Origin of the sequence: Thauera sp. K11 (assembly GCF_002354895.1) — a bacterium.
Classification (GTDB): Bacteria; Pseudomonadota; Gammaproteobacteria; order Burkholderiales; family Rhodocyclaceae; genus Thauera; species Thauera sinica.
On record NZ_CP023439.1, the window covers coordinates 3,453,032 to 3,468,367 of the forward strand.

Sequence of the window (15,336 nt, forward strand, 5' to 3'; positions counted from 1 at the left end):
GGGAAGGCCGGAACGGCGAAGCAGAACGCTCCGCCCGCCCGGCCCCGGCAGCCGCCCCGCCTTATTCCGGCAGGGCCGTGTTCAGGCGCTTGATGCCGAGCACGCGCGCCGCCTCGACGAGGCTTTCGGTCTGCGCCTTCAGCGCCACCACGGTCGCCTCGACCTTGAGCCGGCCCGGATTGCCGGCGAGGATCGCCTGGTCGAAGGGCGCCGGCACCGCCTGCGCGGCCTGCACGCTGACATCCATCTGCGCATCCACCTTGTCCGCCACCGCCTTGTCCCTGGCGGCGACCAGGTCGCGCAGCGACGGCCCGGCAAGGCGGCTGCCGTCGGCGCGCAGGAATTCGCCGCGCCACACGTTGCGAATGCCGGTGGCGTTGGCGACGATGTCGCGGTGGGTGTTGTCCGAGAAGCACGAATGCTCGTCTTCCTGGCTCTGCGAATCGAGCGCCACTTCCATGCGCTCGCCGGCCAGTTCGGCGCGGCTGAGGATGCCCAGCGCCGAGATCACCTTGGCGAGACTGGCCGGCTGCTTCACGAAGCCGGCGCGGTAGTTCTTCGCCTGCGGCGCCCACGCCTTCTCCAGCGCGGCGAGATCGGAAACCAGCAGGTCGGTGACGACCTTCAGGTACTGCCGGCGGCGGTCGGCGTTGGGCGCCGAGCCGTCCACGAAATCGGTGTAGACACGCTTGCCGGGGCCGTCGGCGCTGAGGTCCTGCCCCCACAGCAGGAATTCGATGGCATGCCAGCCGGTGGCGATGTTCTCTTCGCCGCCCTTCTCGTTCAGGCCGGACAGCGTACGCGCGTCGAGGCGGATCTTGCGCTTGTTGACGATGCCGGCATCGGCATGGCCCTGCACGGAATCCACGTAGGCTTCGTCCATCGGCCAGCCGTTGATGCGGCCTTCGGGGCCGTCCTTGCCGTCGATCGGGCCGCCATAGAAGCGGAAGGCCTCGGTCTGGCCATACCATTCGCGCGCCGCCAGCCACGCCTTGCGCGCCTCGTCGAGGCCGGCCTCGCCCGGCGCGGCGACGAAGGCGTCCACCGCGGCCTGCAGCCTGCGCGCCGCGGCCGCACTGTCGGCATAGCTCGCATGCACCAGTTCGCCATAGTGTGCCAGCACGTCGGTGACGGCCGGCCCCTTGTCGGCCCATGCAGGAAAGGCGCAAGCGGCGGCGAGCGCGCCGGCCGCGATGAACTTCAGACGCATCGATGCTTCTCCCAGATGAATACGCCGGAGCGCCGCCGCGACGCGCGGCCGGCCGCCCCGGCCAGGTCAAAATTCCCAGGCAACGCCCACGTTGGCGATGTTGCGGTCGTTGCCGCGCCCCACCGCGCCGGAGATCTTCAGCCCCTCGGCGATCTCGTAGCGCAGGCCGATCTGGCGGTCCGGCCGCGCGTGCTGCGCGCCGAAGGTTTCCACCGTGACGTGCAACTGCTCGGTCAGCGGCACGTCCAGGCCGACGCCCCACACGTTGGCGGCGTCGCCGTCGTCGTCCGCATCCACCCATTCGCGCCCGAGGTTGACGTGCAGCAGCGGGCCCGCTTCGAAGGACCATGTGAACAGGCCGGTGAGCGCCTGCCCATGCGCCGATGCGTCGCCGAGCACGCGCTCGTTGATGTACTCGTACTTCAACCCCGCAGAGAGGCCGACGTCCGACTTCAGCGGCACCCACTTGACCACCGCGCCCAGCGCGCGGATGGTCTCGGTGTGCGCGGGCTCGTGGTCGCGCGCCCGGCCGAAGTCGAATTCCAGTTCCAGATCGTCGATCGGCGCGTAGCCCACCGCCCCCTCGAAGCCGCGGACCTTGCCGTCCTTGGCCCAGCCGAACTCCACTTTCGCGCCGCCGCGGTCCAGCGTTCCGGCGTCATCCACCGCCATCGGCCGCTCGGCCCGGGCGAAGCCGGCATATGCCAACAATATCGACACCATCAGCGCGTTGCGCATCATCCCCTTGCAGTACATCGTCAGCTCCCTGAGTCGTTTTGTGCGTTCTGACACCTACAGGCGGGTGCCTCTGCACCAACGACACCGGGCAGCCGGTTGCGCGGCACGGTCTGCTGGGGAAGGCACCCACTAATGCGACTGACTCGCATTCGCGGTCATCGTAGCGCAGGACAGCAGGGCATACTTTTGCCATTCGTCAACAAGTCTGCTTGCGCAGTCGCGCAGGCAATCGCCGAACCGGGCATCGCCTTCTATGATCTGCAGATGGTCGACGATGGCGCGCGCCAGCGCCGGCGATTGCCGGGCCGGAAAGCGCGACAGCAGGTAGAGCACGGCGGCGACGGCCAGCTCGGGCTGGCAGTCGTACTGCGGGCCGTCGGCAGGCCGCGCCGCCGCGGCCTCCGGTTCGTGGCGGGCAGCCGGGTTCACAGCCGCACCGCGTAGTATTCGACGACGTGCTGGACCTCGATCGGGAACGGCACTTCGTCCGCCGCCGGCATGCGGGTGACGGTGGCCGCGCAGCCGGCCTCGTCGAAGTTCAGCCACTCCGGGCGCGCCAGCGCCGGTTCGGCGAGCGACTCGGCGGCCATCGGAATCTTCCGCCCCGTGTCGGTCAGCGCGATGCGGTCCCCCGCACGCACGCGGATCGACGGGATGTTCACCGCCCTGCCGTTCAGCAGCACGTGCTTGTGGCGCACCAGTTGGCGGGCGGCCACGGCGGTGGGCGCGAAGCCCGCCCGGAACACGAAGTTGTCCAGACGTCGCTCGAGCAGTTCGAGCAGCTTCTCGCCGGTCGGCTCCTTGGCCCGCTTGGCTTCGCGGAACAGGCGCTGGATCTGGCTTTCGGTCAGGCCGTAGTTGAAGCGCAGCTTCTGCTTTTCGATCAGTTGCACGCCGAAGCCCGACTTGCGCTTGGGTTTCTGGCCGTGCTGGCCGGGCGGATAGTTGCGCTCGCCGAGCGCCTTGCGCGACAGGCCGGGCAGTTCCGTGCCGAGGGCACGCATCACTTTCAGGCGGGGGCCGGTGTAACGGGACACTGGGTTCTCCTTCGATCGGATCGGGTTTGTACGGATGGCGGATGCGGCAACGCAGGCGCGCGGACGGCGCAGCCGGAGCCGGCACCGAAGCGCCAGGCCGCCGCGCCGCGGTTTTCTTTCGCTACTGGCAATGCCGGTTCGAGATCGCCTGGTCCAGCAGTTCGCATGACGCGGCCAGGTCCCGGTCCAGTGCGCTGGCATCGAGCCGATGCAGCAGCAGCCGCGCCTGCTGCGCGGCTCGGGGACAACCGGTGTTCAGATAGCTCGACACGTGCGCGAGCACGCCTGCGAGCATGACGGCGCATTCGGGGCCGGGTTGCGTGGCGGACACGGCGGGCTCCTGACTTATTTGCGAACGATTCTCATAATCGTTCTCATCGATCCCGAAGTCAAGCCCCTGCGCGGCGCAGCGCGCCCTCGCCTACCAGCCCAGGCCCTTGCGCAGCGCGATCAGCACGCCCATGCCGAGGATGAACGGCAGCCACGGGTTGCGCGTGCGCAGGGCGATCGCCACCACGACCACCGCCGCCAGCAGCTTGGGATTAAAGGGCACGAACCGTTCCCCTTCGAGCAGCACGTCGGGCACCACCAGCGCCGCCAGCGCGGCCGCCGGGGCGTAGCGCAGCGCGCGCTGCACCAGGGGCGGCAGGCGCCCGCGCTCGCCGATCAGGATGAAGCTGCCGCGCGTGAGCATGGTCGTCAGCGACAGCAGTCCGAAGGTGATCCACAGCCACACGTCTTCCATCATCTGCGCGCCTTCCTTTCGCCCCAGTGCTCGGCGGCGAAGCCCGCGCCGATGCCCAGCGCGATCGCCGCGAACAGCCCCAGCCGCAGCGGCAGCCCGCGCAGGAACACCGCGCCCAGCCCGCCCACCAGCGCGGCGAGCAGCATCGGGCGCGTGCGTACCATCGGCACGACCATCACCATCAGCGCGATCGTCGCCATGAACTCCAGCGACCAGTCACGCGGCACCGCGCCGGCGCCGAGCACGCCGACCAGCACGCACACCTGCCACAGCACGAAGCCGTACAGCGACGGCGCCAGGTAGCAGCCCCAGCGCCACTGCGGGTCGTCGGACTTGAGCAGCTTGTCGGACACCACCGCGAACACGCCGTCGGTCAGCAGATAGCTGCTTGCCAGGCGGCGCGCCAGCGAATAGTCATGGAAGGCGGGCGCGATCGCCGCGCTGAAGATCAGGAAGCGCAGGTTCAGCACCAGCCCGGTCACGAAGATCAGCCACAGCGGTGCGCCGGCGGCGATCAGCGGCAAGGTGCCGAGCTGCGCGGTGGCGGCGAACACGAGCAGGCTCATGCCCATCGCCTCGAGCCCGGACAGCCCGATCGAGCGCATCGCGATGCCCGTGACCACCGCCCAGGGCATCAGGCCGACCGAGATCGGCAGGAACGCGCGCATGCCCTCGCGGGCACCGCGGCGAAAGGGGGAATCCATCGGCAGGGACCGGAAAAGGAACGGAGTATATCGGCGGCGGCGGCCGGCCCGGCTTCAGTCCTTGTTGGCCAGGGCGACGAAGTCCGCCTTCTCCATCAGCCACGACACGACGAAACCGGCGACCAGCCCCCAGAACGCGGCGCCGATGTTCAGGATGCCGATGTCGGTGACCGCCACGAGCAGGCTCACGAGCGCGCCCAGCGTGAACCTGCCCGCGCCGAACGAGGCGATGAAGGCGCCCTGCAGCACGCGCAGCATGGCCAGGCCGCCGAGCACCATGATGAATTCCTTGGGCGCGGCCAGCATCAGGCCGGTGAAGGTCGGCGCCATCAGGCCGAACAGCAGGCCGAACGCGCCGAAGGTCAAGGCCGCGGTGTATTGGCGCTCCAGCTTGCCCGACGACGTCATCAGCGCGTTGCTGGGGCCGGTGAGGCAGGTGCTGACCGCGCCGACCGCGGCGCTGAGCGCGGCGCCGATGCCGCAGGCCACCGCGATGGCGTTGACCGGCGGGTCGTGCCTGGCATTCTTCAGCACCGCGACGCCCTGCCCGTTCTGCACCACCAGCACGGTGATCGCGAGCGGCACCACCAGTTCCACCAGCGCGCCCACCGACCACACCGGCGCCTGCACGACCGGCGCCACCAGGGCGAAGCTGCCCAGCGCGCCGGTGTCGATCTGTCCCAGCAGGCCGACCGCCAGCGCGCCGACCAGCAGCGTGCCGATCAGCGGCGGCATGCGCCTGGCGAGCGCCGGGCTCGCCGACAGGATCAGGAAGACGACGACCATGGGCGCGGCGACCGCGACGTTGCCGTGCAGCGCGCGCACCAGGTCGAGGCCGAAGCGCAGGAACACGCCGGCCACCATGCCCATGACGATGGGCATGGGCAGCGCCGACATCAGCCGCTTGACCCAGCCGCTGGCACCCATCACCAGGATCAGCAGGCTGGTGGCGTAGAACGCCCCGATCACCTCGGCGAAGCTCAGGTGCTGCAGCGCCGGCCCCACCAGCACGGTGCCGGGGATGGTCCAGGCGAAGCCGAGCGGCGATTTGTAGCGCCAGCTCATCGCGATGGTGACGAGGCCGTTGACGAAGAACACGCCGAACACCCACGACGCCAGCTCGGCCTGCGACAACCCGCCGCGGGTGCCGACCGACAGGATGATGGCGAGCGGACCGGTGGCCGAGAAGATGAAGGCGATCAGGCCATTGACGAAGTAGGTCAGGCCGTAGTCGGAAAGGATCTGGCGCGGGGGCGGCGCCGGCAGGGTGGGGCGTTCGAGTTGGGCGAGCATTCGGGGCCTCGATTCTCCGGTCGGGTTGTCTGCAGCCTGCGCGGCGGTACACGCCGCGCGAGCCGGGGAACACCGTCGCCAGGAGTGCGGAATGCCATCCATTCCGCCTTTACCGCCGCCGATGAAGCCGGCTCTCGCAAGTTGCATCGCAGCAAATTATCGTTATTCGCCGCTCCGGGATAAACGCTAGTACTACCGCTTCACTATTCATTCACGCAAAACAATCGTAGTGAAACCGGCAGCATGCCAAGGCACCCGCCTTTGCCAGGGCGATCGCACGATGGTTTTCCATCGGCCCGAACGACGCGACACGGCAGGTCTGGTGGCGGGGGATGCGTGGAGCGGGCGAGGACTGTCCGAGCCCCGAGCGCAGCGAGGGCGAGTTCCGCAGCCCGCGGAACGCCTCCCCCGCCACCAGACCGGATTCAGGAGACACACGGAACGAGCGGAGATTGCCCAAGCACCGGACCAAGCGAGCCCGGATTCCACCGCTCGACCGAACGCATCCCCCGCCAGACCAGATTCCACGCACTCATGCGATCGCCCCGCCGCCTTTGCCGCGGTGCGAACGCAAGCGCAGATTGCTAGCGCGGCGCCTTGCGCAGCATGTGCGGCGGCATCACGCCGCGCGCGCCGCTGTCCAGCGTCACCCCGTAGGCGAGTTCCGGACCTTGCGGCCCGGCGACCTGGCTGACGTGGGTCACCCGGCCGCGCACCCAGGCCGGGCCCGAGCGCGCATAGACCACCTCACCCACCGAGAAACTGCGCGCCATCGCCGCCGCCGGCTGGGGTGCGCGCTGCTGCTGCGGCGCCTGCACCGCCGGCGCAGTGCGCGCCGTGGCGCGGCCTTCCGGACACAGCACTTCCCATTGCTGCGAGATGCCCAGCCCGCCACTGGCGTTGTCGCGGCCGACGATCTGGCCGCCACGGTCGCGCCAGCGCGTACGCCCGCCGCCGATGTCGCTGTTGTCCCAGCGTCCGGCCAGCGTGTAGGTCTCGCCATCGACGGCGGTGATGCGGCCGCGGGTGCAGTCGGCCGAAGCGCGGTAGGTGCGCTTGGCCTCGGGCGAGGACAGTTCGCGCTGCGCGCAGCCGCGGTCGCCCGGCGACCAGTTCTGGCACCAGCCCTCGATCTCCTCGCGCGTCACGCGCGCCTCGGCCGCCGCCTTGGCGGTCCCGATGCCGGATTTCGAGACCACGGAAGGCGCCCAGTGCTTGCTGCCCAGCGACAGCCACTCGCCGCCGGCGGCAGCCGCCGCGCCGGACAGGCCGGCGAGCAACGACCCGATGACCACTTCCATTCGCATGTCCGCCTCCTCGTTCCGCTGCCCGCACCACTCGCGGCCGCCCCGTGCGCGCCGCCAGCCCCGATTTTCACACTAGCCGATGGCGGAAGACTGCGCAGCACGCGCCTCGCGCCGCGGCCGGAACTGGCGCGTGTCGCGGTAGTAGGCGGCGCACTCGCTGGCGGGCGTCACGCCCGGGATGCCCAGCAGCGGCAGCGGCGACAGGTCGCGCGGCGTGGCGATGCAGGCGGGGCCGGACAGCCGGGCGGCGAGCCAGGCGTCGGTCTCCGCCTGCCGCTCCGCGCGCCCCAGCGCCAGCCACGCCGGCTCGACCACCCGATACACCGCCTTCGCGCACAGGCCGGCGAACGGCGCGCGCAGTTGATCCCAACTGCCGTGGCCGAACACCATGAAGCAGGTCGTCCGCATCAGCCGCTCGCGGCGGCGCCAGAAGACCTCCTCCCACTCGTGCGCCGCCAGCAGGGACGGGATCTCGCCATCGGCGCAGACGACCACCATGCCGCACTCGTCGAACTGCGTCAGCGCGTCGCGCCGCCAGCCGCGCCCGGGCAGGCCCGCCCGTTCACGCGCCAGCCGCTCCTCCATGTGCAGCGCATTGCAGGCGGCCTTGCTGCGCGGCCAGACGCACCACGCCAGCGCGTTGAAGAAGTCGTGCCAGTCGCCGGCGCGGGTGGGCACCTCGCCGGTGGCGTGGATGTGCGCCTCGTAGCCATCCATCCCGGCCCGCGGTTCGGCGAAGCGGATCGGCCGCCCCGACCCGCTCGCGGCCGCCGGCGCGACGCGGCGCAGCAGTCCGGTGAGTTGCTGCGCATCCGGCACGCCGGAACCGCCGCAGGCCGCCAGCAGGTGGGCGATGGGCTCGAACAGCGGGCGCGCCGCGTGGGCGGCCGGCCCGGAAGCCCCGTCGCTCATCGCCCCCCGCAGGGATGGCGGTCGGCGCCGCAGCGGTCGAAATCGCCCAGCGGCCGGTTGAAGGTGTATTCGAAGGGAGCGGCGACCCACTCGCGCGCCGTATCCCCGGCGCTGCCGCTCGGCACGGTGAAGGGTAAAGCCAGCACGAAGCCGGCGGTGCCGATCACGGTGGCGATGATGCCCAGCGGCCGCACCACCACCAGATCGACGGCCATGTCGCCGCCGCGGTCGCCGGTCACGGTGTCGTTCTGCTGGGCGGCAACCGGCGCGACAGGCGACAGCGCCAGTGCGGCGATCAGGGAGAGTGCCTGCACGCGGTTCCGAAGAAGTCGTTTCATGTGCTGCTCCTGACGATGCGTTCGCCGTTTCCCGGGCGCCATTGTCGCCCATCCCTGCCACGGACGCGCCGCACAGACGCACCTGCGCTCCTCCGCGGCGGCCCGTCCTGCACTTCCGGCCTTCCGCCGGCTACGTTGTCGACCACGCCTTTCTCCGCCGATTCCGCCCCGGCCGCGCGCGCATCGCACGCCGCGCCGCGCATTCCCCGAGCGGCGGCGCCTCCACGCGCAGGCATGCCCCGCAGCAGCAGCCGAAAGCGGTCCGCACCACCGGCGCGCGGAGCCCGCGCGGCGCCTCGCGCCTTCCGCTCAGTGCCGCGCGAAGACCGTGCTGCGGCCTTCGCGGTCGAAGCCGACGACCTCGTAGCGGTCGGCGGGGAACGGTCCCTCCATGCCGGGCGAGCCCTGCGGCATGCCCGGCGCAGCGATGCCGGCGATCGCCGGCTTTTCGGCGAGCAGGCGCTTGACGTCGGCGGCCGGCACGTGGCCCTCGATCACGTAGCCGCCCACCTTCGCGGTGTGGCAGGAACCCAGTGCCTGCGGCACGCCCGCGGTGCGCTTGACCTCGCCCATGCCGGGCGTGGCGATCTCCTTCACCGCGAAACCGCCGGCGCGCATGTGCTCGGCCCACTTGCCGCAGCAGCCGCAGTTCGGGTCCTTGTACATCATCACCTCGTCCGCGGCGGCGACGGCCGGGGGCAGTGCGAGGACGGCCGCGCAGGCGAGCGCGCCGGGCAGGCCGCGCCACGCGGCGGCCGGCCGGAAGCCGGAATGGAATGGATGCTTCATGCTGCGTTCTCCACAAGGATGTTCGATGTCTCAACCGGCCACGCGCGCCGGCCGGGGACGGGCGAGCGGCAGGTGAAGGATGAAGCGCGTCTCCCCGGCATCGGACGCCGCCTCCACCCGTCCGCCATGCGCCTCGACGATGGAACGGGTGATCGCCAGCCCCAGCCCGGCGCCCTCTCCGCGGTCGCGGCGCCCGGGGCCGGCGCGGTGGAAGCGCTCGAAGATGCGCGGCAGTTCCTCCGCGGGAATGGGCTTGCCAGCGTTGCGTACCGCGATCACCGCCTCGTCGCCCCGATGCCCGACGTCGATGGCGACCGTGCCGCCGGCCGGCGTGTGGCGCAGCGCGTTCGACAGCAGGTTGGACAGCGCCCGGCGCAGCATCAGGCGGTCGCCCGCCACCGCGACGCCTTCTCCCGCTTCGTGCACCGAGATGCGCACGCCGCCCTCGTCGGCCAGCGCCTCGTAGAACTCGGCCAGCGCGCGCGCCTCGTCGGCCAGCGTGACGGTCTCGACCGGCAGCGGCAGACGGCCGTTCTCGGCCTGGGCGAGGAACAGCATGTCGCCCACCATGCGCGCGATGCGCTCGTATTCCTCGAGGTTGGAGCCCAGCACCTCGCGGTACTCGTCGGCGCTGCGCACCTGCGACAGCGCCACCGCTGTCTGCGTCATCAGGTTGGAGACCGGCGTGCGCAGCTCGTGGGCGATGTCGGCGGAAAAATCCGACAACCGCCGGAACGAAGACTGCAGGCGGTCGAGCATGCCGTTGAAGGCTTCCACCAGTTCGCGCACTTCGGACGGGGCGTTGCGCTCGTCCAGGCGCCGGTCGAGGTGGTCGGCCGACAGGCCGCACGCGGTCGCCGTCACCCGGCGCAGCGGCGCCAGGCCGCGCCGCGCCGCGACCCAGCCCAGCAGCGCCGCCGCGGCCGCTGCCAGCGAGATGCCCAGCCACAGCCGGCTGCGCACCGTCTCGAGGAAGTGCAGATGGTGGGAGATGTCCAGCGCCACCAGCACGCGCACCTCGCCTGCCGCAACCGCCGCATCCGGCGCCGGCAGGCGAAAGACGGATTCGCGGCCGATGTAGCGGCGCCCGTCCTGCGTCCAGGCCGCGCCGGCGGCGGGCAGGGCGGTGCCGGCGCGCTGCGCGGCGTCGAAATTCGACGGCCGGAAGGCGTAGATCTCCGCGCCTTCGGCATCGCGGATCAGCACTGCGACGGTGTCGAAGCCGACCAGCGCATCGTCCAGCCGCCGCGGCAGCGTCGCCAGCGCCTGCGGGTCGCCGGTGCGCTGCAACTGGTTGCCGATCAGCGTCATCCTGCCCGCCAGCTCGTGCGCATCGAGTTCGTCGAAGTGCGCCTCCACCGCCCGCCCCAGCACCACCGCGACAACCACCAGCAGGCCGGCCGTCGCCGCGGCGAACAGCAGCGCCAGGCGCGCGGTCAGCGACAGCCTCACCGCGCCGGCTCCGCCGCGTCCAGCACGTAGCCCATGCCGCGCACGGTGCGGATCAGCTTGGGCTCGAAGGGTTCGTCCACCTTGGCGCGCAGCCGCCGCACCGCCACCTCGATGACGTTGGTGTCGCTGTCGAAGTTCATGTCCCACACCTGCGAGGCGATCAGCGAGCGCGGCAGCACCTCGCCCTGGCGGCGCAGCAGCAGTTCCAGCAGCGCGAACTCCTTGGCGGTGAGGTCGATGCGGGTGCCGCCCCGCGTCACCCGGCGGCGCAGCAGGTCGAGTTCGAGATCGGCCGCGCGCAGCACCTCCGCCTCCCTGGTCTTGCCGCGGCGCAGCAGCGTGCGCACGCGCGCCAGCAGTTCGGAGAAGGCGAAGGGCTTCACGAGGTAGTCGTCGGCCCCGAGTTCCAGCCCGCGCACCCTGTCCTCCACCTGGTCACGCGCGGTCAGGAACAGCACCGGCATGTCGTGCCCGCCGCGGCGCACCGTCTGCAGCACGCCCCAGCCATCGAGCGAAGGCAGCATCACGTCGAGCACGACGAGGTCGTATTCGCCGGTGAGCGCGAGATGCAGGCCGTCGAGGCCGTCGCGCGCGAGGTCGACGACGAAGCCGGCCTCGCTCAGGCCCTGGCGCAGGTAGTCGCCGGTCTTGGGTTCGTCCTCGACGATCAGGATCTTCACCGCGGTCTCGCGTCGGTTCGTGCAGGCAGGTTCCGGGCGCATTGTGCCCGGCGGCGGCGAGGGCGGCAGCAGGATTACAAAGATGTAATCGCAACGTCAGCTTGTGGACGCCGCCCCGGCCCCACGTGCGAACCAGCCACCCCGTCGGCGTGGCCGCGCCCTCGACCGCCCGGCAAGCCTGGACGCGGCTGCCCGGTGTCCGCACCCGGCGCGCGATATCCACATTTCCTCGGGCTGCGCCCGCTTCGATCTTGACTCTCCCGTCGGATGGTTCCCGAGATCGACGCCAAATATGCAGCTCACCTGTTTCAGTCCAGATAGATTTTCATTCTGGATTACCGAATGTGATATTCGTCATATTCATACTTTGGTGATCGGCTATTCTCGCGTGATGTTTGTATTCCATGAGAGTTGATCTACATGTCGAACATGCGAGCAAGCTCAGGGCTTGCCTGCCTCATCATGCTGGCTCGCCTGCACGGCGTGGCGGCGGACGCGGATGCGCTGCGTCACCGCCACGGCACCCCGGCCGGGGGCTTTCCGCTGCCGTCCATCCTGCTCTCCGCGCGCGAACTCGGCCTCAAGGCCCGGCACGGGCGCTTTCGCGGCGATGCCCTGGCGAACGCACCGCTGCCGGCCATCGCCTGTGACCGCGACGGCGGCTTCTTCATCCTCGCCCGCATCGAGCACGGCGCCGACCCCGGCGCCGAACGCCGCGTCCTGATCCAGGACCCCGCCACCGGCCGGCCCCAGATCCTGCCGGAAGCCGACTTCCTGGCCCGCTGGGACGGCACCCTCGTACTGCTGGCCTCGCGTGCCTCGCTCGCCGCCGAACTCGCCCGCTTCGACTTCTCCTGGTTCATCCCGGCCATCGTCAAGTACCGCAAGCTGCTCGGCGAGGTGCTCGTCGCCTCCTTCTTCCTCCAGCTCTTCGCCTTGGTCACGCCGCTCTTCTTCCAGGTGGTCATGGACAAGGTGCTGGTGCACAAAGGCTTTTCCACCCTCACCGTGATCGGGGTCGGCCTCGTGGTGGTCAATCTCTTCGAGAGCCTGCTCTCCGCACTGCGCACCTACCTCTTCGCCCATACCTCAAGCCGCATCGACGTCGAACTGGGCGCACGCCTCTTCCGCCACCTGCTCGACCTGCCGCTGGCCTACTTCGAAGCCCGCCGCGTCGGCGACTCGGTCGCGCGCGTGCGCGAACTGGAGAACATCCGCCAGTTCCTCACCGGCCAGGCGCTCACGCTGGTGCTCGACCTCTTCTTCTCCATCGTCTTCATCGCGGTCATGGCCTGGTACTCGGTCTGGCTCACGCTCGTCGTGCTCGCCACCCTGCCGCTCTACGCTGCGCTTTCCATCGGCGTCACCCCGCTGCTGCGCCGCCGCCTCAACGAAAAATTCCAGCGCGGCGCGGACAACCAGGCATTCCTGGTCGAATCGGTCGCCAACATCCAGACGGTCAAGGCGATGGCGGTCGAACCGCACTTCACCCGCCATTGGGACAACCAGCTCGCCGGCTACGTCGCGGCCGGCTTTCGCGTCACCCGCCTGGGCGCCTGGGCATCCGAAGGCGTGGGCCTCATCGGCAAGCTCACCACGGTCGCCATCCTGTGGCTGGGCGCTTATCAGGTGATCGACGGCGCGCTCACCGTGGGCGGGCTGATCGCCTTCAACATGCTCGCCGGGCGCGTCTCGCAGCCCATCATGCGGCTCGCCAACCTGTGGCAGGACTTCCAGCAGACCGGCATTTCGATGGCGCGCCTCGGCGACATCCTCAACACCCGCACCGAACTGCCCACCAGCCGCACGGCGCTGCCGGCGATGCAGGGACGCATCGAATTCGAACAGGTGCGCTTCCGCTACCGCCCGGACGGCGCGGAGATCCTCAAGGGCGTGTCCTTCGCCATCGCGCCGGGCGAAATCATCGGCATCGTCGGGCGCTCCGGCTCGGGCAAGAGCACGCTCACCAAACTGGTCCAGCGCCTCTACGTGCCCGAACGCGGCCGCGTGCTGGTCGACGGCGTCGATCTCGCGCTCGCCGACCCGGTCTGGCTGCGCCGCCAGATCGGCGTGGTGCTGCAGGAGAACATGCTCTTCGCCCGCTCCATCCGCGACAACATCGCACTCACCGACCCCGGCGCCCCGCTCGAAGCCGTGATCGCCGCCGCGAAACTCGCCGGCGCGCACGACTTCATCATGCAGCTCCCGCAAGCCTACGACACCCCGGTGGGCGAGCACGGCGCCACGCTCTCCGGCGGCCAGCGCCAGCGCATCGCAATTGCCCGTGCCCTCATCACCAACCCGCGCATCCTCATCCTCGACGAGGCTACCAGCGCGCTCGACTACGAATCCGAACGCATCATCCAGGACAACATGCGCGACATCTGCCGGGGCCGCACCGTCATCGTCATCGCCCACCGCCTCTCGGCGGTGAAGGACGCCCACCGCATCCTGGTCATGGACCACGGCGAACTCATCGAGGAAGGCCACCACGGCGAACTCAAGGAACGCCCCAACGGCACCTACGCCAAGCTCTATGCCTTGCAGCAGGGTAAGCCATGATCGCCAAGCCTACCCTTGAGGCCGCGCTGGACCTGCTGGCCCGCTACAAGCGCGTCTTCGCGGCCGCCTGGAACGTTCGCCACCAGCTCGCCCCCACCCCGCGCGGCGCGCTCGAAAGGGAATTCCTTCCCGCCGCGCTCGAACTGCAGGACACCCCGCCCAGCCCGCTGCCGCGCGTGCTGATGTGGACGCTGATCATCGCCTTCGCCATCGCGCTCGCCTGGTCCATCCTCGGCCGCATCGACACCGTCGCCAGCGCCTCCGGCAAGATCATCCCCAGCACCCGCGCCCAGGTCATCCAGCCGATCGAGACCGCGGCCGTGCGGCGCATCCACGTCGCCGACGGCCAGGCCGTGCACGCGGGCGACCTGCTGGTCGAACTCGACGCCACCGCGGCCGGCGCCGAGGACGCCCAGGCGCGCGAAGCCTGGGCCACCGCGCGGCTCAAGGCCGAGCGCGCCCGCAGCCTGCTCGCCAGCCTGGAACGGGGCGAGAACGCCGGTCTGCCAGCCTTGCCCGCCCAACCTGAACTCTCCGACATCCCGGCCAGCCGGCGCCTGGCTGAAACGCAACTGCTCACCCGCCAGTTCGAGGAATACCGCAGCCGGCTACGCGCCTTCGACGGCGAAATCGCCCGTGCCCAGGCCGAGCAATCCGCCACCCGCGAACTGGTCGCCAAACTCGACGCCACGTTGCCCATCGCCCGCCGGCGCGAGGCCGACTACAAGAACCTGGTCGAACGCGCCTTCGTCTCCCAGCACGGCTACCTGGAACAGGAACAGGCGCGCATCGAGATCGAACGCGACCTCGCCTACCAGCGCGCCAAACTCGCCGAACTGGGCCAGACCATCGCCCAAGGCCGCGCCAACCGCAGCGCCTGGCAGGCCGAGTTCCTGCGCGGCGTCACCGCCGAACTCACGGAGGCCGAACAGCAGGCTGCGAGCCTGCAGGCCGAAGTCACCAAGACCGAGAACAAGTCCCGCCTGATGCGGCTCACCGCCCCCGTCGACGGCACCGTGCAGCAACTGGCCATCCACACCGAGGGCGGCGTCGTCACGCCGGCCCAGCCGCTGATGGTGGTCGTACCCAACGATTATTCGGCGGAAGTCGAGGCGGTGCTGGAAAACAAGGACGTCGGCTTCGTCAAGCCCGGCCAGCATGCCGAGATCAAGATCGAAACCTTTCCCTTCACCCGCTACGGCACGATTCCGGCCGAAGTCAGTTTCATTTCCAACGATGCAGTGACCGACGAGCAGCGCGGATTGGTGTTTCCGGTGAGGTTGAAGCTGGAGCGTTCGACGCTGCAGGTCGACGAGCGGACGGTGAATCTGGCCGCAGGCATGGCGGTGACGGCGGAGATCAAGACCGGGCACCGAAGGGTAATCGAGTATTTCCTTAGCCCGGTGTTGCAGACGATGGATGAAAGTTTGGGGGAACGGTGAAGGGGGTGGTGGATTATTTGATCAGTGGGGTGTATCGAGCGGCAATGTCATTTTTCAAGTTTTAAACTGTCAAATAAAATTTTATATAGATACCATTTATCATAATTATGATAAAGAGATACTTCAT

Annotated in this window: 16 protein-coding genes; 2 read left to right on the forward strand and 14 right to left on the reverse strand. The window is 69.7% G+C overall.

What is annotated here, in order from left to right; all coding sequences use genetic code 11:
• Positions 1 to 61: 61 nt before the first annotated feature.
• From CCZ27_RS15140 to CCZ27_RS15205, 14 genes are all read right to left on the reverse strand, one after another.
• The gene (locus tag CCZ27_RS15140) at positions 62 to 1,210 is read right to left on the reverse strand and encodes an imelysin family protein (protein WP_096449492.1); all 1,149 of its coding nucleotides are present in this window, start codon (positions 1,208 to 1,210) and stop codon (positions 62 to 64) included.
• Positions 1,211 to 1,276: 66 nt separating this feature from the next.
• Entirely contained in the window at positions 1,277 to 1,966 is a 690-nt protein-coding gene (locus CCZ27_RS15145) for a PA4824 family protein (protein ID WP_232516435.1), read from the reverse strand.
• A 111-nt stretch (positions 1,967 to 2,077) separates the two neighbouring features.
• The gene (locus tag CCZ27_RS15150) at positions 2,078 to 2,377 is read right to left on the reverse strand and encodes a hypothetical protein (protein ID WP_096449494.1); all 300 of its coding nucleotides are present in this window, start codon (positions 2,375 to 2,377) and stop codon (positions 2,078 to 2,080) included.
• Positions 2,374 to 2,985, reverse strand: coding sequence for a 30S ribosomal protein S4 (gene rpsD, locus CCZ27_RS15155; RefSeq protein ID WP_096449496.1), 612 nt, complete (start codon positions 2,983 to 2,985; stop codon positions 2,374 to 2,376). The genes CCZ27_RS15150 and rpsD overlap by 4 nt, the downstream gene beginning before the upstream one ends.
• A 121-nt stretch (positions 2,986 to 3,106) precedes the next feature.
• Positions 3,107 to 3,316 (reverse strand): hypothetical protein, encoded by a 210-nt coding sequence (locus CCZ27_RS15160; protein ID WP_096449498.1) that lies wholly within the window; start codon positions 3,314 to 3,316, stop codon positions 3,107 to 3,109.
• A gap of 90 nt (positions 3,317 to 3,406) precedes the next feature.
• Entirely contained in the window at positions 3,407 to 3,733 is a 327-nt protein-coding gene (locus tag CCZ27_RS15165; RefSeq protein ID WP_096449500.1) for an AzlD domain-containing protein, read from the reverse strand.
• Positions 3,730 to 4,434: an AzlC family ABC transporter permease gene (locus tag CCZ27_RS15170; RefSeq protein WP_096449502.1), complete on the reverse strand. Its 705-nt coding sequence runs from the start codon at positions 4,432 to 4,434 to the stop codon at positions 3,730 to 3,732. The genes CCZ27_RS15165 and CCZ27_RS15170 overlap by 4 nt, the downstream gene beginning before the upstream one ends.
• 54 nt (positions 4,435 to 4,488) lie before the next feature.
• Positions 4,489 to 5,727 (reverse strand): benzoate/H(+) symporter BenE family transporter, encoded by a 1,239-nt coding sequence (locus CCZ27_RS15175; RefSeq protein ID WP_096449504.1) that lies wholly within the window; start codon positions 5,725 to 5,727, stop codon positions 4,489 to 4,491.
• Positions 5,728 to 6,311: 584 nt separating this feature from the next.
• The gene (locus CCZ27_RS15180) at positions 6,312 to 7,028 is read right to left on the reverse strand and encodes a hypothetical protein (protein WP_096449506.1); all 717 of its coding nucleotides are present in this window, start codon (positions 7,026 to 7,028) and stop codon (positions 6,312 to 6,314) included.
• A 78-nt stretch (positions 7,029 to 7,106) separates the two neighbouring features.
• Positions 7,107 to 7,946, reverse strand: a complete 840-nt coding sequence (locus CCZ27_RS15185) for a DUF3025 domain-containing protein (protein WP_096449508.1) — start codon at positions 7,944 to 7,946, stop codon at positions 7,107 to 7,109.
• Positions 7,943 to 8,284: a hypothetical protein gene (locus CCZ27_RS15190; RefSeq protein WP_096449510.1), complete on the reverse strand. Its 342-nt coding sequence runs from the start codon at positions 8,282 to 8,284 to the stop codon at positions 7,943 to 7,945. Before CCZ27_RS15190 ends, CCZ27_RS15185 begins: the two co-directional genes overlap by 4 nt.
• Positions 8,285 to 8,593: 309 nt before the next feature.
• Positions 8,594 to 9,073, reverse strand: a complete 480-nt coding sequence (locus CCZ27_RS15195) for a DUF411 domain-containing protein (RefSeq protein ID WP_096449512.1) — start codon at positions 9,071 to 9,073, stop codon at positions 8,594 to 8,596.
• Between the two features lie 30 nt (positions 9,074 to 9,103).
• The gene (locus CCZ27_RS15200; RefSeq protein ID WP_096449514.1) at positions 9,104 to 10,525 is read right to left on the reverse strand and encodes a heavy metal sensor histidine kinase; all 1,422 of its coding nucleotides are present in this window, start codon (positions 10,523 to 10,525) and stop codon (positions 9,104 to 9,106) included.
• Positions 10,522 to 11,205, reverse strand: a complete 684-nt coding sequence (locus CCZ27_RS15205; RefSeq protein WP_096452646.1) for a heavy metal response regulator transcription factor — start codon at positions 11,203 to 11,205, stop codon at positions 10,522 to 10,524. Before CCZ27_RS15205 ends, CCZ27_RS15200 begins: the two co-directional genes overlap by 4 nt.
• 420 nt (positions 11,206 to 11,625) lie before the next feature.
• Between CCZ27_RS15205 and CCZ27_RS15210 the strand changes: the two genes are divergently transcribed.
• Positions 11,626 to 13,767, forward strand: a complete 2,142-nt coding sequence (locus tag CCZ27_RS15210) for a type I secretion system permease/ATPase (RefSeq protein ID WP_096452648.1) — start codon at positions 11,626 to 11,628, stop codon at positions 13,765 to 13,767.
• On the forward strand, positions 13,764 to 15,209 hold the full coding sequence (locus tag CCZ27_RS15215; protein ID WP_096449516.1) for an HlyD family type I secretion periplasmic adaptor subunit: 1,446 nt from the start codon (positions 13,764 to 13,766) through the stop codon (positions 15,207 to 15,209). Before CCZ27_RS15210 ends, CCZ27_RS15215 begins: the two co-directional genes overlap by 4 nt.
• Positions 15,210 to 15,336: the final 127 nt, after the last annotated feature.

What these genes read in the sequence shown, in the direction of transcription:
- CCZ27_RS15140 (WP_096449492.1), bottom strand. Translation starts at nt 1,210, where the DNA reads ATGCGTCTGAAGTTCATCGCGGCCGGCGCGCTCGCCGCCGCTTGCGCC.
- CCZ27_RS15145 (WP_232516435.1), bottom strand. Translation starts at nt 1,966, where the DNA reads ATGTACTGCAAGGGGATGATGCGCAACGCGCTGATGGTGTCGATATTG.
- CCZ27_RS15165 (WP_096449500.1), bottom strand. Translation starts at nt 3,733, where the DNA reads ATGATGGAAGACGTGTGGCTGTGGATCACCTTCGGACTGCTGTCGCTG.
- CCZ27_RS15170 (WP_096449502.1), bottom strand. Translation starts at nt 4,434, where the DNA reads ATGGATTCCCCCTTTCGCCGCGGTGCCCGCGAGGGCATGCGCGCGTTC.
- CCZ27_RS15175 (WP_096449504.1), bottom strand. Translation starts at nt 5,727, where the DNA reads ATGCTCGCCCAACTCGAACGCCCCACCCTGCCGGCGCCGCCCCCGCGC.
- CCZ27_RS15180 (WP_096449506.1), bottom strand. Translation starts at nt 7,028, where the DNA reads ATGGAAGTGGTCATCGGGTCGTTGCTCGCCGGCCTGTCCGGCGCGGCG.
- CCZ27_RS15185 (WP_096449508.1), bottom strand. Translation starts at nt 7,946, where the DNA reads ATGAGCGACGGGGCTTCCGGGCCGGCCGCCCACGCGGCGCGCCCGCTG.
- CCZ27_RS15190 (WP_096449510.1), bottom strand. Translation starts at nt 8,284, where the DNA reads ATGAAACGACTTCTTCGGAACCGCGTGCAGGCACTCTCCCTGATCGCC.
- CCZ27_RS15195 (WP_096449512.1), bottom strand. Translation starts at nt 9,073, where the DNA reads ATGAAGCATCCATTCCATTCCGGCTTCCGGCCGGCCGCCGCGTGGCGC.
- CCZ27_RS15210 (WP_096452648.1), top strand. Translation starts at nt 11,626, where the DNA reads ATGTCGAACATGCGAGCAAGCTCAGGGCTTGCCTGCCTCATCATGCTG.
- CCZ27_RS15215 (WP_096449516.1), top strand. Translation starts at nt 13,764, where the DNA reads ATGATCGCCAAGCCTACCCTTGAGGCCGCGCTGGACCTGCTGGCCCGC.